Here is a 24,767-nt window from a genome sequence, read left to right on the forward strand (position 1 = left end):
ACCTCCTAAATAGTGTAGTCCACTTGATCCTGCAGCTCAATGGCCTTGCCAAAGGCATTGCGGATGACACGGATAATCAGGGTCAAGATACTGCAGGAAACAGTGACTAAGAGCATGGGCAAGTAGGCTGTCAGTCCCATAAAAAGAGAGATAAGAGCGACAGTGCCCACTTCCCAGCCAAGATAGCGCATGTACTGAACATTTTGTGTGATAAAAACCTGATTTTTACCGATGCGGCTAAGGAGCCGATAGAGATGGACAATGCAGGCTAGAGCTAGGCAGCCTAGTACATAGCCGAGCAGCAGCAAGACCCAAAAGCGCGTCTCCCCTTGAAAGAAAGGAGAGGGAAATTCGATAACTAGGTTGACGACCCAAGGTCCAAGAGCAATCAGGATAATGGAAGCAATAAATAAAAGGCTGATACTGATTTTTGTAAGAGTAATGCTCATGTCTTCAGCTGTCTTTTTCATTTTGTCTGTCATAATTTCCTCCGACTAACGTTTCATTTCTTAGTAACTATAACACGAATATTATCGATAATCAATAAGAAAATATCGAAAAAAGACAAAATCGGTCTTAAGGACTAGATGAAAGTTTCTAAAAAAGTTCTTATTTTATAGAGATGGATTTCTTGTCAGGAGATGAACAGAGCAGAAGACGATGAATATTTTGCTTGATTTTTGGTATAATGAAAAACAGGAATTGTATACTCTTTCTGGTCAGAAGCGGAGTATGCGTAAGGAGGGAAGAATCTGTGGGTGTAAAGCTTGTTCATTATCGTAGTAAGTTATATGAATTTCTCATGGTGCCTGCCATCGTTTCAAGGGTTGATAAACATATGTGGAAGGATTTACGGCAGAATCAAAAGGAGCTGCTTCTTGATGTACAGCCGCACTATGATAAGCTCTATCAGGATTTACTTCCCTTGAAGAGAGAGCTTGTTGCGGTTAGTTTGTTTGAAGGAGCTACGGTGGGACTGGCTCCGCTCCTCTACCTCTACTTGCTAGAAAAAGGAGAAGATCCGGCCAATTTGCATGACTTGTTAGAATGTTTGAAAAAACTAGACGCAGAGCAAATCCTCTATTGCTTATCGCTTAAGCTTTCTGCTGGGGAAGTCACTAAGGGATGTCCTGAGGATCTACTGTCTCTTATAGAGAATAGTGACAAGTCTCCGGAAAATAAATGGTACTGGTACCAAGCTATTCAGCATCCAGAGAAGCTTCGAGACAAATTGGTTTCCTTGCTGGAAAGAGTGTTCGAGCTCTATCAGCCTATTTATAAGCAGTTTGAGCAGGAAGTACTAGCTTTTGAACAAGAATTTAGCCTATCTGATGTGATGGATGATGAAGAGCAGAATGCCAAGCTCCTTGAAAAGGACACACGAGTCTTTGTTCTGTCACCCATGTTTATTGACTCTTTTCTCGAAAAGGTTCCTGATTTCACTTCCTATTCCTTAGTCCTTTCGACGAGAAGTTCCCAGTTATCAAAGGCGGAATCAGAGCTTAACGATGAAACATTGGCTCTGACCTTAAAAACTCTTGGTGATGAAACCCGCTATAAAGTCTTGATTGAATTGATTCAACCGCATGCCAAGAATAAAGATATAGCTAAAAAACTGGGGCTTACAAGAGCCTCTATCTCATTCCATACGCAGAAGCTGCTAAATTCTGGCTTGCTGGAGCTTGTGGTGGATGATGATTCTGTTAAATACACGGTCAACAAAGAACTGATTCAAAAAATTATAGAGAAGCTCAAACAAGACCTAAAATAGTTTGAGAAGACCTGGATTCATTCTAGGTCTTCTTTTTGTAAAATAATAATCTAATAAAAATTTGACAATTGACTAATTTATTGCTATGATTTGTTAAACAAAAATCTAACAAGAGTAAAGGAGATGTCGTATGATTGTTTTTACAAAAAACAAAAATTTTCGCCAGTTGCTCATCAATCAATGGATTTCAGGTTTTGGAGACGTTGTTTTTTATTTGGCTTTGATGAACTATGTTTCCGCCTATTCCTTTGCTCCACTTGCGGTTTTATTGATTTCTCTTTCTGAAACGCTACCCCAGTTAATTCAAGTTTTTACGGGAGTTGCGGCGGACTTTCAAAAGAATCGTATTCATAAATACCTGCTTATACAGTTTAGTAAGGTCGTGCTATATAGCCTGGTAACGTTTTTGCTTCTTGGACAAGATTTCTCTTTCTTGACTCTGCTTGTGATTTGCCTGATTAACTTTCTGTCGGATAGTCTGAGTTATTTTTCAGGTGCCATGCTGACCCCTGTTTATGTAAAGGTGATTGAGCAAGATATGACCTCTGCTATGGGCTTTCGACAGGCTAGTATGAGTCTGGTTCATATTTTGGGGAATCTAGCTGGCGGTTTTCTCATCGCTTGGATGAGTATTGGAGCTTTGGCAGGACTAAATGCTCTGACATTCTTACTAGCTTACCTTGGTTTTTGGCATATTAGTAAAAGCTTACAGGATTTAGAACCGGAGCTCAGCAGTGCCAAGGAGCTAAATAGAGAAAATTATTGGCAGCATTTATTGGATTCTCTTAAAGTCTTACTGGGATTGAAAAATGTTGTGAGGTTATTATTGGTTTCAACCTTTGGACAGGTCACTCTGAATATTCTGACGCCAGTAGCGACTCTTTTGTTGCTGAAAAGGCCTTTTTGGAATTTGCAGGTTGGTCAGTCCATTGCCGTGTTAATTGTTCTAAGTTCCGCTGGTCTGATCTTAGGGAACATTTTGAGTGGCAGTTTGCTGAAAAAACTTTCGACGAAGCTTGCTATGTATAGTAGCCAAGTATGTGAAGGTTTTATTCTTTGCGGTTTTTTCTGGCAAAATTTTTTACTTGTCCTGATAGCGAGCTTTGCTTGCTCTGTTACAGTCGGTCTGCTAAGTCCTAGATTGCAGAAATCTGTATTCAGTATGATTCCAGAAGAGTCCATGGGAGCTATTCAGTCGGCTATTAATCTATTTAGTATGGCTGTTCCGAGTGTTTTATCCATGCTGCTAATAGCTCTTGCCAGCAGTTTGGGGATTATTTATATTCTCCTCCCTCTTGTGTTAATGCTGGCACTGTCTTTCTACTTAATTATTCCAATGGAGAACTTGAAGGCAGATTCGGATAGCTGTTGAATGGCAGCTATCTTATTTTTTCTCCTTTGAAGAGACTTCTGATTTTTTAGGTCATTTTTGGTATAATAAAGGACAGGAAATACAAGGAAGTAAAGCATGAAAATTTTTGATACACACACGCATTTAAATGTGGAAGAATTTGCTGGTCGAGAGGAAGAGGAGCTGCAGCTGGCTGCAGAAATGGGCGTCAGCAAAATAAATATTGTCGGTTTTGACCGACCGACCATTGAGCGCGCCTTGGAGTTAGCGGACAACTATGATCAGCTTTATGCTACGATTGGCTGGCATCCGACTGAGGCTGGGACTTATGATGAGGCGGTGGAAGCTTATCTGCTGGATAAGCTTCGTCACCCCAAAGTGCTAGCTCTGGGCGAGATTGGGCTGGACTATCACTGGATGACTTCGCCCAAGGATGTTCAGGAGCGGGTTTTTCGACGCCAAATCCAGCTTTCCAAAGAGCTGAACCTGCCCTTTGTTGTTCACACACGTGACGCATTGGAGGATACCTATGAGATTATCAATAGTGAGGGTGTCGGCCCTCGAGGTGGTATTATGCATTCTTATTCGGGTTCTTTGGAAATGGCAGAGTGCTTTATCGAGCTAGGGATGATGATTTCCTTTTCTGGAGTTGTGACCTTTAAGAAAGCGACGGATATTCAGGAGGCTGCGCAGAACCTGCCTTTGGACAAAATCCTCGTCGAGACTGATGCACCTTACTTGGCGCCTGTTCCCAAGCGTGGCCGAGAAAACAAAACAGCCTATACCCGCTATGTTGTAGAGAAAATTGCTGAGCTGCGTGGGCTACCTGTTGAAGAAGTGGCACAGGCGACCTATGAAAATGCAAAGAAGGTGTTTGGGCTTGACTGAGAAGATAAAAATTACTCAGGTGATTGTCGTTGAGGGCAAGGATGATACAGCCAATCTGCAGCGATTTTACGAAGTTGACACTTACGAGACGAGAGGTTCCGCTATCAATGAAGAAGACCTAGAGCGGATTGAGAAACTGCACCAGCTGCGTGGGGTTATTGTCTTTACTGATCCAGACTACAATGGCGAGCGTATCCGTCGAATGATTATGGAGGCAGTGCCAACTGCTCAGCATGCCTTTCTCCGTCGAGATGAGGCGACTCCTAAGTCTAAGAACAAAGGTCGGTCGCTCGGAGTCGAGCACGCTTCATTTGAGGACTTACAACAGGCATTGGCTGGTCTAGTCGGATATTTTGATGATGAGGATAATTTTGACATTACCAAAAGCGATCTTGTGCGCCTAGGTCTGCTTATGGGAAGCGACAGCCGTCAGCGCCGAGAGTATCTGGGAGAGCAGATCCGTATCGGCTATTCTAACGGCAAACAGCTGCTTAAACGCTTGGAATTGTTTGGGGTGACTTTGGCGGAAGTGGAAGAAACCATGCTCAGATATTCAGGTCTAACGGAGTAAGAAATGAAAAAAGTAATTATTACAGGTGGCAATAGTGGGATTGGCTATCAGGCTGCAAAACAGTTGGCTGAAAAGGGGTGGTCAGTGACCCTATTTTGCCGGCGAAAAGCAGCTGCTGAGCAAGCCTGTGAGGAAATCCGTCAACAAGCAGAAAATCCGCATGTAGATTATATCTTGGTTGATTTATCTGATATGAAAAGTGTCAGGCAAGCGGTAGAACAGTATATCCACAAAGAAGAGACTTTAGATGTTTTAATTAACAATGCGGCCGATTTTGATTTATCGGTCAAAAAGCCGATTCTTACCAAAGACGGATTGGAAAAACAATTTGCGACCAATGTGGGCGCTCCTTTCTTGCTTTCTTCCTTATTGAAAGACTTGTTGGGAAAGTCAGAAAGTGGTCGGATTATTAATATTTCTTCCCAAGGGCTGGTGCTTTATCCTTTCATGAAGCTTGATTTTGAAAATTTATCTGGACAAAAACATTACAGTCCTGCTAAGACCTATTATCAGAATAAACTGGCCTTGTTGATGCTGTCGCTTTATATGCGGAAGCATTGGAAAGGTATCAAGGTTCAGGCCATCCGTGTGACCAATGTCAAAGTAGATATGCGCCGCTATGATCACCTCAGCGCTTTTATGAAAAATCTGTATAAAATTAAGTCGAGATTTTCGATTAGTCCTGAAGAAATGGCGAAAGTCTATACAGCCTTATCTACAGAAGATGGCTATGAGGGTTTTTTGTATGACGAGAAATACAGAGAAGTTAAGGCTAATGCATTTGCTTACGAGGAAGAAGAGCAGAAAAAACTCTACACCTTGCTAGGGCAAATGACCTCCTTAAAAGATAATGAATAAAGAATTAGAAAAGAGAAAAGATGCGAATTGCAGACCATAGTGTGACCCGTGCCATTCTGGAGCGTCACGGTTTCACTTTTAAAAAATCTTTCGGTCAGAATTTCCTGACTGATACCAACATCCTCCAGAAGATTGTGGACACAGCTGAGATTGATAAAAAGGTCAATGTCATCGAGATTGGTCCTGGTATTGGGGCGTTGACAGAATTTTTGGCCGAAAGTGCCGCCGAAGTCATGGCCTTTGAGATTGATGAACGGCTGGTACCGATTTTGGCGGATACTCTGCGCGATTTTGACAATGTGACCGTGGTCAATCAGGATATTCTCAAGGTTGATCTGGCTCAGTACATAGCAGAGTTTAAAAATCCAGACCTGCCTATCAAGGTAGTGGCGAACTTGCCCTACTACATCACAACACCGATTCTCATGCATTTGATTGAGAGCGGGATTCCTTTTAGTGAGTTTGTCGTTATGATGCAGCGAGAAGTGGCCGATCGGATTTCGGCTCAGCCGAATACCAAGGCTTATGGTAGTTTGTCGATTGCGGTGCAGTATTACATGACGGCCAAGGTTGCCTTTATCGTGCCGAGGACAGTCTTTGTGCCAGCGCCTAATGTGGATTCGGCTATTCTCAAGATGGTGCGCAGAGAGCAGCCGGCAGTTGAGGTTCAGGATGAGAAATTCTTTTTCAAGGTCTCCAAGGCCAGTTTTGTCCACCGCAGGAAAACTCTCTGGAATAACCTGACCAGTTGTTTTGGGAAGTCTGAGGAGACTAAAGGCAAACTGACAGCAGCTTTAGAACGAGCGGAGTTATCTCCAAGCGTTCGGGGAGAAGCTCTGAGTTTAGAGGAATTTGCTCGCTTGGCAGACGCTTTGAAGTCAGAGGGATTATAAAAAATAGAAGATCTGCTCTATATAGCTGGTCTTCTATTTTGCTCATGAGGTACATATGAAAGTGAAATTTCTGTCTTTGTTTTCTGCCTTGCTCTGGTTTTCGCAGTCTTTACTCCATTTCCTGCTTATGCTAGGTCTGCCTCTGGGACGTTTGGTATTTGGCGGCGCTTATATAATATTTCCTTTATGGTTGCGGCCAGTTAACTTCCTGCTTTTCTTGCTGTGGGGTTTCTTTAGTCTTAGTTATCTATCTTTTGGTGGTTGGCTAAGAAGTAGCTTGAAGTCTTCTGTTTTGGGAAAGATCATCTTAAGTGGAACTGTTTTTCTCTTTTTGGCTACTGTTTTCAATTTCTTTGTGACCACGAGTCTATTAGAGAAGTATTTAACAGGGGGACTGACCTTTCTGGCTTTTCTCAGCAGTGTAATTTTACTTCATAATAACAAAAAATCCTATCAATCATGATAGGATTGCTTTTTATGCGGAGGAAGGGATTTGAACCCTCACACCCGTACGGGCACATGCGCCTGAAGCATGCGTGTCTGCCGTTCCACCACCTCCGCTTGAGATTCTATTATAACTTATTTTTGTGAAAATGCCAATAGCGAATATCAGTTTTTTTCACTGTATGAAAAAAGCAGAAAAATTTCTATTTTTTCTTTACTAAAATAGTTCTATGATATTGCCATTATAGCAAGTATTTGTTACAATTAGATTAATTACTTATTTAGGTAACGAAATAAAAAAGGAGAATGTTATGAAACTGAAAAAATGGCTGCTATTTTTGATGCTGCCCCTTCTGTTTTTGCTGGATTTGAAGCTGTTTACAGCAACTGCTCAAGCCGATGCTTTGAAGAATGCAATCACAGATATTAAGATTTGGGACCACTCTAATGGCCGTGAAGCAACCAAGGTTAACGGTGCATACAATTTGGTTCAAGGGGGAAATTATCGCTATGAGCTAGTTTTTGATTTGTCTGCTTACGATAACAAGCTCAAGGATGGGGATACCTTTACCTTTACAGTACCAAACGGTGCAACCATTGCTAATGGTACAACCTTTACCCTGACGGATAATGAAACGCAGGTCCAGCTTGGAGCTGCTAAGATGACGTCGAATGGTTCAGGTAAGGGCGGTCTTATCACGGTTACTATTCAGAATTTGGCAGATTACAAGGCCAAGACAACTGCTAGTGGAGTTAGAGGGAGCTTCTTCTTTGACTTTCAGGCGACGACAGTAGGTGCTGATCAAGACTGGAATTATAATCCTGAGGAAACTCAAGGGGCGATGAGCCATAAGGTAACCATTAACGAGCGCAAACAAAACAGTTTTTCAACAGCTGGTGAAAACTACGCTAAGATTGGAGGGGTCATTGCTAAGAAGCCATATAATTCGGCTATTCTAGGCAAGAGCGGTGACTACTCGCATAACTGGACTGTTCGTATCAATACTCAGCAAAAGACCTATAATTCTCCGATTGTTATCAAGGACGTCATTCCAGATAGCAGTGCACCAATGCAATTCGTTCCGGAGCAACTTGTCCTTCGCCAAGGGGAGTACACGCAGAGTTTATCAAGTATTGCGAATTCTGTTATCTTGAAAGAAGGTCAAGATTATACGGTTGCCTATAATGACACTTATACAGAGTTTACTCTAACTATCAATAACCCAGGCAATCGTGCCTTTATGTTGAACTATATGACAACTTCACCAGCTGATGGTTCTTTGGTATCCAATACGGCTGAGATGGAAGTTGATAATACAAAACTGCCATTCAGAGATGATCGTCCTGGTCAGACGAGCTCTACGGTAGAGCGTAGCAGCCGGATTACAGAAGGCGGTGTCATCACAGCAGATATCAGCAACAGTCTGGTTCTCTACAAACAAGATTCTAAGACTGGTAAAATGCTGGAAGGTGCTGTCTTTAAGGTGACAACTCCTAGCGGCCAAGAGATTACTCTGCCGCCGACTGATGCTAACGGGCGGGTTTCTACACAGCCTTTCTCAAGTGAAGAAATCAAGAAAGGCCAATTCACAGTAGAAGAAGTCACAGCTCCGGAAGGCTATGTACTGGACAGCAATCCGATGAAAGTGACTATCAAGGCTGATGGTGCAGTCAAAACAGTCAAGAATACGGTAGATCCAAATGCCAGCAAAAAGCTGACAGTCAAGAAAATTTGGAAAGATGAAAGCAATCAGGACGGCAAGCGTCCAGCTTCTATTGCTGTAGATGTCTACGCTAACGGTCAAAAACTGGCTGATAAGACAGTGACCGTAACTGGCGGTAGTACAGATGCGGAGTGGACAGCTCAGACAACTGATTTACCAATCTTTGATGCAAGCGGTCAAAAAATCACCTATACAATCGGTGAAGATCAGCTTGATGGCTACGATGCTCCAGAAGTAGATCAGGAAAATCTCACTGTTACCAATACTCGTACGCCAGAGAAAATCGCTATCAAAGCCAGCAAGAAATGGGATGATGCTGAAAATCAAGATGGCAAACGTCCTGCCAATGTTGTTGTCAAACTTTATAAAGAAGTTGGTGGTCAGAAATCAGAAGTTGCGAACCGAACTCTGACTGAAGCTGACCAGTGGGCAACCGAGTTCACCAACTTGAACAAATATGAAAAGGGCCAAGAAGTTGTTTATTCTCTGGAAGAAGACGCGGTCCCTCACTATCAATCTCAGGTAACTGGCAATGCTGCTGATGGCTTTGTAGTGACCAACACTTACAAGCCAGAAACCATCAAGATTTCCGGTCTGAAGAAGTGGGATGATGCGGATAACCAAGATGGCAAGCGTCCAAATGCTGTTAGAGTCAAGATCTTGAAAGGCCAAGATATTGTTGATGTACAGGAAGTGACGGCTGCTAACGGTTGGAAATATGAATCTAATCCTCTTCCTAAATATGCAGCAGGCCAAGAAATTGCTTATACTGTTGCAGAAGAAGCTGTCTCAGGCTACACGAGCAAGGTGGACGGCTATAACATCACCAACTCTTACACCCCAGAAACGGTTAAGATTTCTGGTCAGAAGAAATGGGAAGATGCGGACAACCAAGATGGTAAGCGTCCAGCTTCTGTTAAGGTTAAGATTCTGAATGGTGATACGGTTGTTGATGAGCAAAATGTGACTTCCGCTAACGACTGGAAGTATGAGTCCAAGGCTTTGCCTAAGTACGCAGCAGGCCAAGAAATCACTTATACTGTAAGTGAGGAAGCTGTTCCAGGTTATACTAGCAAAGTGGATGGTTACAACATCACCAATTCTTACACTCCAGAGACAACGACTGTGTCTGGAAGCAAGACTTGGGAAGATGGCGATAACCAAGATGGCAAACGTCCAGCTTCTATCACAGTTAATCTGCTAGCTGACGGTCAAAAAGTCAATACCCAAACAGTCAGTGAGGCAGAAGGTTGGTCTTACAACTTTACTGGCTTGCCAGTCTATAAGGATGGCCAACGGATCACCTATACAGTGACAGAAGAAGCTGTACCGGGTTATTCAACCAATCTCAACGGCTACAATATCACTAACTCTTATACACCAGAAAAGACAGAAATCACTGCCAGAAAGACCTGGAATGACAGCGACAATCAAGACGGCAAGCGTCCAACTAAGATTAGCATTAAGCTGATGAAGACAGTCGGCGGTGTCAAGACAGAAGTCGCTAGCAAGGAAGTGACGGCTGCTGATCAATGGCAAACCAAATTTGAAAATCTGCCAGTTTATGAAAATGGTCAGAAGATTGATTACTCTATCGAGGAAGATGATGTAGCTGGCTATACTAAAGAAATCAAAGATTTCACAGTTACCAACTCTTACACTCCAGAGATGATTAAGATTTCTGGTCAAAAAGTCTGGGATGACGCTGATAACCAAGACGGCAAGCGTCCAGCTTCTGTTAAGGTTAAAGTGAAAAATGGCGATACTATCGTAGATGAGCTGGAAGTAACAGCTGCTAACGATTGGAAGTTTGAGTCTAAAGCTCTTCCTAAGTATGCAGCAGGTCAAGAGATTGCCTATACTGTCACTGAAGAAGCGGTTGCGGAATATCAAACTAAGATTGATAAGTTCACCATTACTAATTCTTACACTCCTCAAAGTACAGAATATACTGTGACTAAGGTCTGGGAAGATGGAGATAACCAAGATGGCAAGCGTCCAGCTTCTATCACGGTGCAGCTGTATAGCTCAGTAAACGGTCAAGATCCAGTTGCTGTCGCAGGTAAGACATTGACCTTGACGGCTGATAATGAGGTAGCTGCTAACACTTGGAAAGCAAGCTTCACCAATCTGCCTCAATTTGACAAGGGACAGAAGATTACCTACTCTGTCAAAGAGGATGATGTAACTGTAGCCGCTTTGAAAGAAAAAGGTTACAGTCCGAAAGTAGAAGGTCAGACAATCACTAACTCTCATACTCCAGAGCAGGTTAAAGTTTCTGGTCAGAAAGTCTGGGATGATGCAGACGATCAAGACGGCAAACGCCCAACATCTATTACAGTTAAGGTAATGGATGGAAGCACAGTTGTTGATACACTTGAAGTAACAGCTGCTAATGGATGGAAGTTTGAATCTAAAGACCTGCCTAAATATAGAAATGGTCAAGAGATTGCCTACACACTTAAGGAAGATGCTGTTGCTCAGTATGAAACTAAGATTGATAAGTTCACCGTTACCAACTCTTACACTCCAGAAACTGTTAAAGTCTCTGGTCAAAAGGTTTGGGATGATGCTAATAATCAAGATGGCAAGCGCCCAGCATCTATCAAGGTTAAGATTTTGGACGGAGATAAGGTGGTAGATGAGCTGGAAGTGACAGCAGCTACTGACTGGAAGTTTGAGTCTAAGGATTTACCTAAGAATAAGAAGGGCAAGAAAATCAACTATACAGTCCTTGAAGAAGTGACAGTTGAGGGTTATAGCAGCAGCCAAGAACAAGCAACAGATGGCAGCTTTACTTTGACTAATAGCTATAAACCAACACAGATTGCTGTTAAGGGAACTGTGGTATGGTCAGATGCTGAAAATCAAGATAAGGTTCGACCTTCTAAGGTTACTGTTCGCCTCTTGGCAGATGGCAAACCAATCAAAGAAGAGGTTGTGTCAGGAGAAAATGGTTGGCAGTATGACTTTAGCGGCCTTCCTAAGTACAAGGATGGCAAGGAAATTGTCTATAGTGTTGCGGCTGATCCAGTTGATGGCTACAAGCTTGAGATCAACGGTACTCAGCTGACCTTTAGTCATATCCCTGCTAAGAAAGAGGTTGTTGACGGAGCGATAACTAATAAGCCAGGCGGTCAAGCTCCGAAAGTCGGAGGTAAAGCTCTTCCTCGTACTGGACAGGAAGAAAATCTCCTTGTAACTATTCTTGGCTTCCTAGCAGCGCTTCTCGCAGGAGGAATGCTGATGGCTAAGGCGAAACGCAGCTAATTTGTTTTGATACTTACTGAAAATTACAGTGAGCATCTCATTCGAAAAAGCGAACAGGTTCTTTTGGACTTGTTCGCTTTTATCATGTCAGTTTCATCTCAAGTATTTTAAAGTAGCTGCTTTCTATGAAAAATGAACCTGACCTTAAGAAATGCCTTCTATGCAAAACAAGCAAGCTAAATCTCGCATTTTTTGTTATAATGAGTGTATTAACTTTTAAGGAGCAATCTTGCAAGGAAAAATCATTAAGGCTCTGGCTGGTTTCTATTATGTAGAGTCGGACGGACAGGTTTATCAAACCAGAGCGCGGGGTAATTTTCGTAAAAAAGGGCAGACACCTTATGTCGGTGATGAAGTCGAATTTTCAGCAGAAAAAGACTCGGAAGGCTATATTTTAAAAATAGCAGAGCGAAAGAACAGTCTCGTGCGGCCGCCGATTGTCAACATTGACCAGGCAGTTGTAATCATGAGCGCGAAAGAGCCAGATTTCAATGCCAATCTGTTAGATCGTTTTCTGGTGCTTTTAGAGCATAAGAGGATTCATCCTATTATCTACATCAGCAAGTTAGACCTGCTTGAAGATGAGCAGAGCTTGGATGTCTATGTACAGGCCTATCAGTCCATCGGCTATGAGGTCATTAAGACGACTGAGGAGTTGCTGCCATTGCTGACAGGGAAAATCACTGTTTTCATGGGACAGACTGGGGTTGGAAAGTCCACTCTGCTCAATAAAATTGCCCCAGACCTGCAGCTAGAAACAGGAGAGATTTCTGAAAGTCTTGGCCGCGGCCGTCATACGACGAGGGCTGTCAGTTTTTACAATCTAAACGGTGGGAAGATTGCCGACACACCAGGATTTTCGTCTTTGGATTACGAGGTGACTACAGCTGAAGATCTCAATCAAGCTTTTCCGGAGATTGCTGAGGTCAGCCAGTCCTGTAAATTTCGTACTTGCACTCATACCCATGAGCCAGCTTGTGCCGTTAAGCCAGCAGTCGAGTCCGGCCAGATAGCGTCATTCCGCTTTGATAATTACCTGCAGTTTCTCAGCGAGATTGAAAATCGTCGGGAAACCTATAAAAAAGTTGCCAAAAAAAATTCTAAATAAGGAGAAGAACTATGACTTCATTCAAAATTGCCCCTTCAATCTTAAGTGCGGACTATGCTAATTTTGAATCAGAACTAAAAAAGTTAGAAGCAACAGGCGCTGAGTATGCCCATATTGATATTATGGATGGTCATTTTGTACCCAATATCAGCTTTGGGGCTGGGGTTGTTGCCAGTATGCGTCCTCACAGCAAGCTAGTCTTTGACTGTCATCTGATGGTTTCCAATCCTGAGCACCATATCGAAGAATTCGCTCGTGCTGGTGCAGATATCATCAGCATCCATGCCGAAGCGACGCCACATATCCACGGAGCGCTGCAGAAGATTCGGGCAGCGGGAGTCAAGCCTAGTGTTGTGATTAATCCGGGAACACCAGTCGAAGCAGTCAAAAATGTTTTGAATTTGGTCGATCAAGTCCTTGTGATGACAGTTAATCCAGGTTTTGGCGGTCAGGCCTTTCTGACAGAAACCATGGATAAGATCCGTGAGCTGGTCGTTCTGCGTGAAGTCAATCAGCTGAATTTTGATATTGAAGTGGATGGCGGTATTGACGATAAGACCATTGGGATTGCTAAAGAAGCTGGTGCCAATGTCTTCGTAGCAGGCAGCTATGTCTTCAAAGGTGATGTCAATCATCAAGTTCAGACCTTACGGGATGTCCTGCATGACTAAGGTTGCACTGTTTGCTGGCGGGAATTTGGAGCATTTTAGATTAGATTTTGATGTGTTGGTCGGAGTAGACCGTGGGAGCCTCTTTTTGCTTGAGCAGGGAGTTTGTCCTGACTTGGCTGTCGGGGATTTTGACTCTGTGAGCAAGGAAGAATTGCTGCGCATAAAAGATAGTGCCAAAGAAGTCGTTCAGGCCCATCCTGAAAAGGATGATACAGATTTGGAATTAGCTGTTCTAGCTTGTTTTGAGCGGTATCCAGATGCTTCTCTGACCATTTTCGGAGCCTTTGGCGGCCGTCTGGATCATGCCTTGGCCAATGTTTTCCTGCCCAGTAATGAAAAAATTGCACCTTATATGGAGAAGATTTTTCTGGAAGACGAACAGAATCTGCTGACCTATGTTCCCAAGGGGCACCATGAAATCAAACCAGTAGCTGGCATGCGTTATCTAGCCTTTCTGCCGTCGGATGATGCTGCCTTAACAATTGAGGGCGCCAAATATCCGCTCAACAAAGATAACTTTTTTTTCAAAAAAGTGTATGCTTCTAACGAATTTATAGATAAGCCCATTTATTTGGACTTTGATAGCGGCTATACAGTCGTCATTTATAGCAAAGACAGGAGCTGATATGGAGTTTATAATCATCCTCATTCTTTTAGGAAATCTAGTGCTGACATTTCTTTTATGGCAAAAGCTTAGTCAGCAGACCGAGACGCTAAAGCAAGTCTTAGAAAATCAGGCGGATCATCTGTCGGATCAGTTGGACTATCGCTTGGAGCAAGAAAGCCAGAAAAAGCAAACGGCTCAGAAAGAGCTGGAATTAGCTCTGGGAGACCGTTTGAGCGAGGTCAGGACAGATTTGCATCGCAACTTGACAGAGCTGCGCATGGAAATCAGTGACAACCTGACCAAGAATCGGGATAAAACTGACGAGCGTATGCGGCAAATCCAAGAGTCCAATGAAACCCGTCTAGAGCAGATGCGGCAGACCGTTGAAGAGAAACTGGAAAAAACACTTCAGACTCGTCTTCAGACTTCTTTTGAAACGGTCTCTAAGCAGTTGGAGTCTGTCAATCGTGGTCTGGGAGAAATGCAGAGTGTTGCCCGAGATGTCGGCACGCTGAACAAGGTCCTTTCCAACACCAAGACCCGAGGGATTCTAGGGGAATTGCAGTTGGGCCAGATTATCGAGGATATCATGACGGCCAGTCAGTATGAGCGAGAGTTTGTGACGGTGGCCGGCTCCAGCGAGCGTGTCGAATATGCCATTAAACTGCCAGGACAGACGGAGCATGAATATGTCTATCTGCCCATTGATTCTAAGTTTCCTCTAGCTGATTACTACCGTTTGGAAGATGCTTATGAGTCTGGCAGCAAGGAAGAAATTGAGCTCTATCGCAAGTCTCTCTTAGCAAGTGTTAAACGCTTTGCCAAGGATATTAAGAGTAAATATCTGGCACCGCCAGCTACGACTAATTTTGGAATTATGTTTCTGCCAACGGAAGGTCTCTATTCGGAAGTTGTCCGCAATCCAGCCTTTTTTGACAGTTTGCGACGGGAGGAGCAGATTGTGGTAGCGGGGCCATCTACCCTATCTGCCTTACTCAATTCACTGTCTGTCGGCTTTAAAACGCTCAATATTCAAAAAAGTGCGGACGACATCAGCAAGGTTCTGGGTTCTGTCAAATCCGAGTTTAACAAGTTCGGTGGCATTCTGACCAAGGCACAGAAACATTTGCAGCATGCTTCGGGCAATATTGATGAACTATTAACCCGGCGGACAGGAGCTATCGAAAGAACCTTACGCCATATTGAGCTGTCTGACCAAGACCTCGATTTGAACTTACTTGATTTTTCAGAAGAAAGGGAAAACAATGAAGATTAATCAAATGAAAAAAGATGAACTGTTTGAAGGTTTCTATCTGATCAAGTCAGCAGAAGTCCGTCAGACAAGGGCTGGGAAAAATTATCTGGCCTTCACTTTCCAAGACGATACAGGGGTAATCGAGGGTAAACTCTGGGATGCTCAGCCACATAATGTTGAAGAATTCACTGCTGGCAAGGTCGTGCATATGCAAGGCCGACGGGAAGTCTACAATAACACACCCCAGGTCAATCAACTGACCCTGCGTCTTCCTAAGGCTGGAGAGCCCAATGACCCAGCGGATTTCAAGGAAAAACCGCCAGTAGACCAGAAAGAAATCCGAGACTATTTATCTCAGATGATTTTCAAGATTGAGAATTCGGTCTGGCAGCGCGTGGTCCGTTCGCTTTATAGCAAGTATGATAAGGAGTTTTATTCTTATCCAGCTGCTAAGACCAATCACCATGCTTTTGAGTCTGGTCTAGCCTTTCATACCGCTACCATGGTCAAGCTGGCAGATGCTATCGGAGACATTTATCCTCAGCTTAATAAAAGCTTGTTATTCGCAGGGATCATGCTCCATGACTTGGCCAAGGTTATTGAGCTCAGCGGTCCGGAAAATACAGAGTACACCGTACGAGGCAATCTGATTGGTCACATCGCTTTGATTGATGAAGAGTTGACCAAGACCCTGATGGAGCTGAAAATTGATGACAGCAAGGAAGAGGTTATCGTCCTGCGGCATGTGCTTCTCAGCCACCACGGTCTCTTGGAATATGGCAGTCCTGTCCGGCCTAAGATTATGGAGGCAGAAATCTTGCACATGATTGATAATCTGGATGCGGAGATGATGATGATGACTGCTGCCTTAGGGCTTGTAGATCCAGGTCAAATGAGCAATAAAATATTCGCTCTTGAAGGCCGTTCTTTCTACAAACCAAAACTTGAACAGTAAAATACGAAAAATGGACATTACTTGGAAAAGAATGTTCGTTTTTTTGTTTCTGTTATGGTATAATGAATAAAATAACTTTAATTGGTGAAAAAATGAAATTAAGAAGAAGTGAGCGTATGGTGGTTATTTCTAATTATTTGATTAACCATCCTTATGAATTAACAAGCTTAAATACATTTGCAGAAAAATATGAATCTGCCAAATCTTCTATTTCAGAAGATATTGTCATTATTAAGCGTGCATTTGAAGAGATTGAAATTGGGACTATAGAAACGATTACTGGTGCCGGTGGAGGAGTGATTTTCAGCCCATCCATCTCCGATACAGAAGCTAAGACCATTGTACAAGGTCTTTGTGATCAGCTGTCTGAAAGCAATCGGATTCTTCCGGGGGGCTACATTTACCTATCTGATCTGCTCAGTACTCCATCCATTTTGAATAATATCGGGCGGATTATTGCCAAAAGCTTTAAAGATCAGCAGATTGATGCAGTTATGACGGTTGCGACCAAGGGTGTACCTTTGGCCAATGCAGTAGCCAATGTTCTCAATGTACCTTTTGTCATCGTTCGTCGGGATTTAAAGATTACAGAAGGATCAACGGTTAGTGTCAACTATGTATCGGGCTCCAGCGGAGATCGTATTGAAAAGATGTTCTTGTCCAAGCGCAGTCTCAAGGCCGGCAGCCGCGTCTTGATTGTGGATGACTTCCTCAAAGGCGGGGGGACCATTACAGGGATGATTAGCCTCTTATCTGAGTTTGACTCTGAGTTGGCAGGTGTAGCTGTCTTTGCGGACAACGCGCAGGCCAATCGCGATTATCTGGACTATAAATCGCTCTTGAAAGTAACCAATATTGATGTCAAGGCGAATACCATTGATGTGGAAATTGGAAATATTTTTGATTAGGGAAAAGGGCGGAGATTATAGATGAAAACAGTTTTAGAAAAGTTTGACCACAGTCCGCTGTGGATTCGTTTAGGAGTATTGTCGATTTTATTTGGGATTCTGATTACCGGCATGGTTTTTGTGCAGGGTCAGTCTAATTCCACCAGAAATTCAGTTAGTTCAGCTGCCAGCATCGCATCAAGCAGCTCTTCCTTACAACTGTCTTCTGCTCAAAAAGAAGCACAGGAAAAAGAAATTCAGGAAGAGGAGCAAGCAGTTCAGGGCGCAGAAGAAGCGGTTAAACAGCTTGAAACCATGCAAACTTTGGAAGATTTGCAGCTAGCTAAGACTGCAGTAGAGAAGGTTAAGGATGCAGCGACGAAGGCTAGATTCCAAAGCCGTATTCAGGCGATAGCAGTCTTGATTGATCCGGAAGCAGCTCAGGCCGCTGTTTCTGAAAATCCAACTGCTGTATCAGAAGAAGCAGTGGCTCAGCCGCAGCAATAAGTTAGCAGCAATCTAATAAGCAGAGATAGGCTTAAAATAGAAAAAATGTATTGACAGAGAAGTATCGTCGTGCTATAATGATAGACGGTACTTTTTACTTTTGGTCTCTCAAAAGTGTACAGAGACGTGCTGACAAATGTTGCAAAAGTACACGCAGATGGTAGCTGTCACCAAGTGTATCATCACCAAAATTAAAAAAATACAGGAGAATGTAGATGCCTACAATTAACCAATTGGTTCGCAAACCGCGTAAATCAAAAGTAGAAAAATCTAAATCACCAGCTTTGAACGTTGGTTACAACAGCCATAAAAAAGTTCAAACAAACGTATCTTCACCACAAAAACGTGGAGTTGCAACCCGTGTCGGAACTATGACACCTAAGAAACCAAACTCTGCCCTTCGTAAGTTTGCCCGTGTACGTCTGAGCAACCTGATTGAAGTTACAGCTTACATCCCAGGTATCGGACACAACCTGCAAGAGCACAGCGTAGTGCTTCTTCGTGGTGGACGTGTAAAAGACCTTCCAGGGGTACGTTACCATATCGTCCGCGGTGCACTTGATACAGCAGGTGTTACTGATCGTAAACAAGGCCGTTCTAAATACGGTACTAAAAAACCAAAAGCATAAGGAAAGGGGAGAAAGATAAATGAGTCGTAAAAACCAAGCGCCTAAGCGCGAAGTATTGCCAGATCCGCTTTACAATTCAAAATTAGTTACTCGTCTTATCAACCGCGTTATGCTTGATGGTAAGCGTGGTACAGCGGCTTCTATCGTTTACGGAGCTTTTGACCAAATCAAAGAAGCAACTGGAAACGATGCGCTGGAAGTATTTGAAACAGCTATGGAAAACATCATGCCTGTACTTGAAGTTCGTGCTCGCCGTGTCGGTGGTTCAAACTACCAAGTTCCGGTTGAAGTTCGTCCAGAACGCCGTACAACACTTGGACTTCGCTGGTTGGTAACGATTGCTCGTCAACGTGGTGAGCACACAATGGTTGACCGCCTTGCAAAAGAAATCTTGGATGCATCTAACAATACTGGTGCAGCTGTTAAGAAACGTGAAGACACTCACCGTATGGCAGAAGCTAACCGTGCCTTCGCACACTTCCGTTGGTAAGAATAAGATACTAAGAGCTTTTAGCCCGAGTTCAATTCAACTTATCTACAAGTTGAGACCAACAAAAACAAGATAAACATTGAGAACGGGTAGGTCCTGCCTATCCGTTTTTGCTAAATAATGTTATAATAAACTGTAAAATAAATTAATAGGAGAAATAACCAAATGGCTCGCGAATTTTCACTTGAAAAAACTCGTAATATCGGTATCATGGCCCACGTCGATGCTGGTAAAACAACAACAACTGAGCGTATTCTTTATTACACTGGTAAAATCCACAAAATCGGTGAAACTCACGAAGGTGCGTCACAAATGGACTGGATGGAGCAAGAGCAAGAACGTGGTATCACTATCACATCTGCTGCGACAACTGCTCAATGGAACAACCACCGCGTAAACATCATCGACACACCAGGACACGTGGACTTCACAATCGAAGTACAACGTTCTCTTCGTGTCTTGGACGGTGCGGTAACCGTTCTTGACTCACAATCAGGTGTTGAGCCTCAAACTGAAACAGTTTGGCGCCAAGCAACTGAATACGGAGTTCCTCGTATCGTATTTGCTAACAAGATGGACAAGATTGGTGCTGACTTCCTTTACTCAGTAAGCACTTTGCATGATCGTCTTCAAGCAAACGCTCATCCAATCCAATTGCCAATTGGTTCAGAAGATGACTTCCGCGGAATTATCGACTTGATCAAGATGAAGGCTGAAATCTATACTAATGACCTTGGTACAGATATTTTGGAAGAAGATATCCCAGCTGAATACCTTGAGCAAGCTCAAGAATACCGTGAAAAATTGGTGGAAGCAGTTGCGGAAACTGATGAAGACTTGATGATGAAATACCTTGAAGGTGAAGAAATCACTAACGAAGAATTGAAAGCTGGTATCCGTAAAGCAACTATCAATGTTGAATTCTTCCCAGTATTGTGTGGTTCAGCCTTCAAGAACAAGGGTGTTCAGTTGATGCTTGATGCAGTTATCGACTACTTGCCAAGCCCACTTGATATTCCAGCAATCAAAGGTATCAACCCAGACACTGAAGAAGAAGAAACTCGTCCTGCATCTGATGAAGAGCCATTTGCAGCTCTTGCCTTCAAGATCATGACTGACCCATTCGTAGGTCGTTTGACTTTCTTCCGTGTTTACTCAGGTGTCTTGAACAGTGGTTCATACGTATTGAACACTTCTAAAGGTAAACGTGAGCGTATCGGACGTATCCTGCAAATGCACGCTAACAGCCGTAACGAAATCGAAACAGTATACGCTGGTGATATCGCTGCTGCCGTAGGTTTGAAAGATACAACTACTGGTGACTCATTGACAGATGAAAAAGCTAAAATCATCCTTGAGTCTATCAATGTTCCAGAACCAGTTATCCAGCTGATGGTTGAGCCTAAGTCTAAGGCTGACCAAGACAAGATGGGTATTGCTCTGCAAAAACTGGCTGAAGAAGATCCAACATTCCGTGTTGAAACAAACGTTGAAACTGGTGAAACAGTTATCTCTGGTATGGGTGAGCTTCACTTGGATGTCCTTGTTGACCGTATGCGTCGTGAGTTCAAGGTTGAAGCTAACGTAGGTGCACCTCAAGTATCTTACCGTGAAACATTCCGTGCTCCAACTCAAGCTCGTGGATTCTTCAAACGCCAATCTGGTGGTAAAGGTCAGTTCGGTGACGTTTGGATCGAATTTACACCAAACGAAGAAGGAAAAGGCTTCGAGTTTGAAAATGCTATCGTCGGTGGTGTGGTTCCACGTGAATTCATCCCAGCGGTAGAAAAAGGTTTGGTTGAGTCAATGGCTAATGGTGTCCTTGCTGGTTACCCAATCGTTGACGTAAAAGCTAAACTTTACGATGGTTCATACCACGATGTCGACTCATCTGAAACAGCCTTCAAGGTTGCGGCTTCACTTGCTTTGAAAGAAGCTGCTAAGACTGCTCAGCCTGCTATCCTTGAGCCAATGATGTTGGTAACAATCACTGTTCCTGAAGAAAACCTTGGTGACGTTATGGGTCACGTAACAGCTCGTCGTGGACGTGTTGATGGTATGGAAGCGCATGGTAACAGCCAAATCGTTCGTGCTTATGTGCCACTTGCTGAAATGTTCGGTTATGCGACAGTTCTTCGTTCAGCATCACAAGGACGCGGTACCTTCATGATGGTATTTGACCACTACGAAGATGTACCTAAGTCAGTACAAGAAGAAATCATTAAGAAAAACAAAGGTGAAGCTTAATCTTTGAGCAAACCTTGGCACTCGCATTTGCGGGTGCTTTTTCTATTTATATAGAACCGTCCCTTAATAAAAAGAGTAAATGATTTATCTTGTAAGTTGTATTCCTGCATTTTCAAAAGTTACTGCTTCGCTTTTTCAAATCAATGAAAGCAGAAATGAAAGTTAGTGAAAGAATTCATAATACTTGTTAATAACAATGAAATCAGTTGCATTTTACCTCAATTAAGTATATAATAGAAATGTTGAAAGGTGATTTGTAGCAACTCAAGTTACTCTTTTCACATAAAAATTTTTTGATTTTCATAAGGAGGAAATCACGAATGGTAGTTAAAGTTGGTATTAACGGTTTCGGTCGTATCGGTCGTCTTGCTTTCCGTCGTATCCAAAACGTAGAAGGTGTTGAAGTTACTCGCATCAACGACCTTACAGATCCAGTAATGCTTGCACACCTGTTGAAATACGACACAACTCAAGGTCGTTTCGATGGTACTGTTGAAGTTAAAGAAGGTGGATTCGAAGTTAACGGTAAATTCGTTAAAGTTTCTGCTGAACGTGACCCAGAACAAATTGACTGGGCTACTGACGGTGTAGAAATCGTTCTTGAAGCAACTGGTTTCTTTGCTAAGAAAGATGCTGCTGAAAAACACCTTAAAGGTGGAGCTAAGAAAGTTGTTATCACTGCTCCTGGTGGAAATGATGTTAAAACAATTGTATTTAACACTAACCACGACATTCTTGATGGTACTGAAACAGTTATCTCAGGTGCTTCATGTACTACAAACTGCTTGGCTCCAATGGCTAAAGCACTTCAAGACAACTTCGGTGTTGTTGAAGGTTTGATGACTACTATCCACGCTTACACTGGTGACCAAATGATCCTTGACGGACCACACCGTGGTGGTGACCTTCGTCGTGCTCGTGCTGGTGCTGCAAACATCGTTCCTAACTCAACTGGTGCTGCTAAAGCTATCGGTTTGGTTATCCCAGAATTGAATGGTAAATTGGACGGTTCTGCACAACGCGTTCCAACTCCAACTGGATCAGTTACTGAATTGGTTGCTGTTCTTGAAAAGAACGTAACAGTTGATGAAGTAAACGCAGCTATGAAAGCAGCAGCTAACGAATCATACGGTTACACAGAAGATCCAATCGTATCTTCAGATATCGTAGGTATGGCTTATGGTTCATTGTTCGACGCAACTCAAACTAAAGTTCTTGATGTTGACGGCAAACAATTGGTTAAAGTTGTATCATGGTACGACAACGAAATGTCATACACTGCACAACTTGTACGTACTCTTGAATACTTCGCGAAAATCGCTAAATAATTCAATGGTAAAAGAAAGAGGCTCATTTGAGTCTCTTTTTCTGTACCTTGCTTTGTGAAAATCATCAAAGACAGGTCTGTGGTTTATTGAGCTTCTATTTCCCCAAATTTTTAGTCATATAGAAAGTCATTTTTGTTATATCTGTCCATTTTTCTAAATGCTTCAAGGAGCTATTTTGCGGTAAGAGAAGCTAAGCATACTTTTCTTAAAGAAAACTATACCAATTTTACACTTGACAAACCAAAAAACAGTGTGTATACTAGCCTTGTTGGAGTTTTTATACTCCAAGAAGACTATACCAATTTTCAATAAGAAGGGCTGGTTTCTAAGGTTAGAAATCAGAAGTAACGTTATGTGTGGAATTGTCGGAGTTGTCGGAAATCGCAATGCAACTGATATCTTGATGCAGGGCTTGGAAAAGCTGGAATACCGAGGTTATGACTCAGCTGGAATTTTTGTAACAACAGGGAAAACTTCTAGTCTTGTCAAGTCTGTCGGTCGTATCGCTGACCTACATGCTAAAATTGGCATTGATGTTGCTGGGACTACTGGTATCGGACATACTCGTTGGGCTACTCATGGGAAACCAAGTGAAAACAATGCCCATCCTCATACTTCACAGACTGGCCATTTTGTCTTGGTTCACAACGGTGTGATTGAGAACTACCTTGATATTAAGAATAATTATCTAGCTGGTCATGACTTCAAGGGGCAGACAGATACAGAGATTGCTGTGCATCTGATTGGCAAATTCGCTGAAGAAGAAGGCTTGTGTCTTTTAGAAGCCTTTAAAAAAGCTCTCCACATTATCCGTGGTTCTTATGCCTTTGCTTTGGTGGATTCAGAAGATGCAGATGTTATCTATGTTGCTAAAAATAAATCCCCTCTTCTAGTCGGACTGGGTGAAGGCTACAATATGGTCTGCTCAGATGCTATGGCTATGATTCGCGAGACAAGTCAGTTTATGGAAATTCATGATCAAGAGCTGGTTATTGTCCGTAAAGACAGTGTGGAAGTGCAAGATTATGACGGGCATACTCTGGAGCGTGAAAGCTATACTGCTGAGTTAGATCTGTCCGATATCGGTAAGGGAACTTATCCATACTATATGCTCAAGGAAATCGACGAGCAGCCAACTGTGATGCGTAAGCTAATCAGCGCTTATACAGATGATAAGGGGCAAGTATCAGTAGATGCGGATATTGTCAAGGCTGTTCAGGAAGCTGACCGTCTCTATATCCTTGCGGCTGGAACTTCTTACCATGCTGGCTATGCTTCTAAGCGTATGCTGGAAGAGCTGACGGATACACCTGTTGAACTGGGCATTGCTTCTGAGTGGGGCTATGCCATGCCGCTCCTTAGCAAGAAGCCTCTCTTTATCTTTATCAGCCAATCTGGTGAAACAGCTGACAGCCGTCAGGTCTTAGTCAAGGCGAATCAGATGGGTATTCCAAGTTTGACCGTGACCAATGTTCCAGGTTCTACGCTTTCTCGGGAAGCCAATCATACCATGCTGCTGCATGCAGGTCCTGAGATTGCGGTTGCTTCTACTAAGGCCTATACAGCTCAAATCGCAACCTTGGCTTTCTTGGCTAAAGCTGTTGGCGATGCCAATGCTTCTGAAAAAGCGGCAGCCTTTGACTTGGTTCACGAGCTGTCCATAGTTGCGCAGTCTATTGAGTCCACTTTGTCAGAAAAGGAGTTGATCGACAATAAAGTCCGTGGCCTTCTGGAAACGACCCGCAATGCATTCTATATCGGCCGTGGTCAAGACTACTATGTGGCGATGGAAGCTAGCTTAAAACTCAAAGAAATTTCTTATATCCAGTGTGAAGGTTTCGCGGCTGGTGAGCTCAAACACGGTACGATCTCTCTGATTGAAGATGGAACACCGGTTTTGGCCCTGCTTTCAGACGAAGTCTTGGCTAGTCATACACGAGGCAATATTTCAGAAGTCGTAGCTCGGGGTGCCAAGGTGCTGACTATTGCTGAGGAGAATGTAGCTAAAGAAGGTGACGATATCGTACTCAATCAGGTTCACCCTTACCTGTCACCAATCTCTATGGTGGTACCAACTCAATTGATTGCTTACTTTGCAACCTTGCACCGTGGTCTGGATGTTGACAAACCGCGTAATCTGGCTAAGTCTGTCACTGTAGAGTAAGCTTTCTAACGAATCTTGATAATAATACTAAGCCTCAGATTTTTCTGGGGCTTTTGGTATGGTATTTTGGTGACGATGCTCTTTGGAAGTCTCTTTCGACCATGGCAAAGCCATGCTGACGACAGTCATCCTATTTCATACAGATGGAC

At 43.1% G+C, this 24,767-nt stretch carries 21 protein-coding genes and 1 tRNA gene; 20 read left to right on the forward strand and 2 right to left on the reverse strand.

The window, feature by feature from the left end; genetic code table 11:
- Nucleotides 1–5 precede the first annotated feature (5 nt).
- On the reverse strand, nt 6–482 hold the full coding sequence (locus O3627_RS06880) for a DUF2975 domain-containing protein (protein ID WP_002899125.1): 477 nt from the start codon (nt 480–482) through the stop codon (nt 6–8).
- A gap of 206 nt (nt 483–688) precedes the next feature.
- Here O3627_RS06880 and O3627_RS06885 point away from each other — a divergent pair, with 206 nt between their 5' ends.
- The 7 genes from O3627_RS06885 (at nt 689) to O3627_RS06915 (ending at nt 6,795) form a co-directional block, all read left to right on the forward strand.
- The gene (locus O3627_RS06885; protein ID WP_343092296.1) at nt 689–1,771 is read left to right on the forward strand and encodes a winged helix-turn-helix transcriptional regulator; all 1,083 of its coding nucleotides are present in this window, start codon (nt 689–691) and stop codon (nt 1,769–1,771) included.
- 130 nt (nt 1,772–1,901) lie between these two features.
- Nucleotides 1,902–3,143 carry an MFS transporter gene (locus O3627_RS06890; protein ID WP_125382592.1) on the forward strand — a complete coding sequence of 414 codons (1,242 nt, stop codon included), beginning with the start codon at nt 1,902–1,904 and terminating at the stop codon, nt 3,141–3,143.
- A gap of 96 nt (nt 3,144–3,239) precedes the next feature.
- A complete protein-coding gene (locus O3627_RS06895) occupies nt 3,240–4,010 on the forward strand; it encodes a TatD family hydrolase (RefSeq protein ID WP_125382590.1) in 771 nt (256 codons plus the stop codon).
- Nucleotides 3,982–4,581, forward strand: coding sequence for a ribonuclease M5 (rnmV, locus tag O3627_RS06900; protein WP_185756136.1), 600 nt, complete (start codon nt 3,982–3,984; stop codon nt 4,579–4,581). Before O3627_RS06895 ends, rnmV begins: the two co-directional genes overlap by 29 nt.
- A gap of 3 nt (nt 4,582–4,584) precedes the next feature.
- Nucleotides 4,585–5,439: an SDR family NAD(P)-dependent oxidoreductase gene (locus O3627_RS06905; RefSeq protein WP_125382587.1), complete on the forward strand. Its 855-nt coding sequence runs from the start codon at nt 4,585–4,587 to the stop codon at nt 5,437–5,439.
- A 20-nt stretch (nt 5,440–5,459) separates the two neighbouring features.
- Entirely contained in the window at nt 5,460–6,332 is an 873-nt protein-coding gene (rsmA, locus tag O3627_RS06910) for a 16S rRNA (adenine(1518)-N(6)/adenine(1519)-N(6))-dimethyltransferase RsmA (protein WP_125382586.1), read from the forward strand.
- A gap of 55 nt (nt 6,333–6,387) precedes the next feature.
- Nucleotides 6,388–6,795 carry a hypothetical protein gene (locus O3627_RS06915; RefSeq protein WP_149565817.1) on the forward strand — a complete coding sequence of 136 codons (408 nt, stop codon included), beginning with the start codon at nt 6,388–6,390 and terminating at the stop codon, nt 6,793–6,795.
- A gap of 15 nt (nt 6,796–6,810) precedes the next feature.
- On the opposite strand, the gene O3627_RS06920 is transcribed toward O3627_RS06915, so the two are convergent.
- Nucleotides 6,811–6,893, reverse strand: a tRNA-Leu gene (locus tag O3627_RS06920).
- Between the two features lie 194 nt (nt 6,894–7,087).
- Between O3627_RS06920 and O3627_RS06925 the strand changes: the two genes are divergently transcribed.
- From O3627_RS06925 to glmS, 13 genes are all read left to right on the forward strand, one after another.
- Nucleotides 7,088–11,770 carry a Cna B-type domain-containing protein gene (locus O3627_RS06925; protein ID WP_343092295.1) on the forward strand — a complete coding sequence of 1,561 codons (4,683 nt, stop codon included), beginning with the start codon at nt 7,088–7,090 and terminating at the stop codon, nt 11,768–11,770.
- Nucleotides 11,771–11,999: 229 nt separating this feature from the next.
- Nucleotides 12,000–12,878 carry a ribosome small subunit-dependent GTPase A gene (gene rsgA / locus O3627_RS06930; RefSeq protein ID WP_061602673.1) on the forward strand — a complete coding sequence of 293 codons (879 nt, stop codon included), beginning with the start codon at nt 12,000–12,002 and terminating at the stop codon, nt 12,876–12,878.
- Nucleotides 12,879–12,889: 11 nt separating this feature from the next.
- Nucleotides 12,890–13,549 (forward strand): ribulose-phosphate 3-epimerase, encoded by a 660-nt coding sequence (rpe, locus tag O3627_RS06935; RefSeq protein ID WP_125382581.1) that lies wholly within the window; start codon nt 12,890–12,892, stop codon nt 13,547–13,549.
- A complete protein-coding gene (locus tag O3627_RS06940; protein ID WP_185756125.1) occupies nt 13,542–14,174 on the forward strand; it encodes a thiamine diphosphokinase in 633 nt (210 codons plus the stop codon). Before rpe ends, O3627_RS06940 begins: the two co-directional genes overlap by 8 nt.
- A gap of 1 nt (nt 14,175) precedes the next feature.
- Nucleotides 14,176–15,432 carry a DNA recombination protein RmuC gene (gene rmuC, locus O3627_RS06945; RefSeq protein WP_125382578.1) on the forward strand — a complete coding sequence of 419 codons (1,257 nt, stop codon included), beginning with the start codon at nt 14,176–14,178 and terminating at the stop codon, nt 15,430–15,432.
- Nucleotides 15,422–16,366 (forward strand): 3'-5' exoribonuclease YhaM family protein, encoded by a 945-nt coding sequence (locus O3627_RS06950; protein ID WP_061595329.1) that lies wholly within the window; start codon nt 15,422–15,424, stop codon nt 16,364–16,366. The genes rmuC and O3627_RS06950 overlap by 11 nt, the downstream gene beginning before the upstream one ends.
- Before the next feature lie 92 nt (nt 16,367–16,458).
- Entirely contained in the window at nt 16,459–17,274 is an 816-nt protein-coding gene (gene purR / locus O3627_RS06955) for a pur operon repressor (RefSeq protein WP_032905583.1), read from the forward strand.
- Nucleotides 17,275–17,295: 21 nt separating this feature from the next.
- Complete coding sequence (locus tag O3627_RS06960; protein ID WP_125382575.1) at nt 17,296–17,760, forward strand: hypothetical protein; 465 nt, start codon at nt 17,296–17,298, stop codon at nt 17,758–17,760.
- 215 nt (nt 17,761–17,975) lie between these two features.
- A complete protein-coding gene (gene rpsL, locus O3627_RS06965; RefSeq protein ID WP_002893867.1) occupies nt 17,976–18,389 on the forward strand; it encodes a 30S ribosomal protein S12 in 414 nt (137 codons plus the stop codon).
- 19 nt (nt 18,390–18,408) lie between these two features.
- Entirely contained in the window at nt 18,409–18,879 is a 471-nt protein-coding gene (rpsG, locus tag O3627_RS06970; RefSeq protein ID WP_002893865.1) for a 30S ribosomal protein S7, read from the forward strand.
- Nucleotides 18,880–19,044: 165 nt separating this feature from the next.
- Nucleotides 19,045–21,126, forward strand: a complete 2,082-nt coding sequence (gene fusA / locus O3627_RS06975; RefSeq protein WP_125337631.1) for an elongation factor G — start codon at nt 19,045–19,047, stop codon at nt 21,124–21,126.
- Between the two features lie 320 nt (nt 21,127–21,446).
- Entirely contained in the window at nt 21,447–22,454 is a 1,008-nt protein-coding gene (gene gap / locus O3627_RS06980; RefSeq protein ID WP_002899102.1) for a type I glyceraldehyde-3-phosphate dehydrogenase, read from the forward strand.
- Between the two features lie 352 nt (nt 22,455–22,806).
- Nucleotides 22,807–24,618 carry a glutamine--fructose-6-phosphate transaminase (isomerizing) gene (gene glmS / locus O3627_RS06985; protein WP_371621326.1) on the forward strand — a complete coding sequence of 604 codons (1,812 nt, stop codon included), beginning with the start codon at nt 22,807–22,809 and terminating at the stop codon, nt 24,616–24,618.
- Nucleotides 24,619–24,767 lie beyond the last annotated feature (149 nt).

Source organism: Streptococcus sp. 27098_8_82 (assembly GCF_041431615.1).
Classification (GTDB): domain Bacteria; phylum Bacillota; class Bacilli; order Lactobacillales; family Streptococcaceae; genus Streptococcus; species Streptococcus sanguinis_K.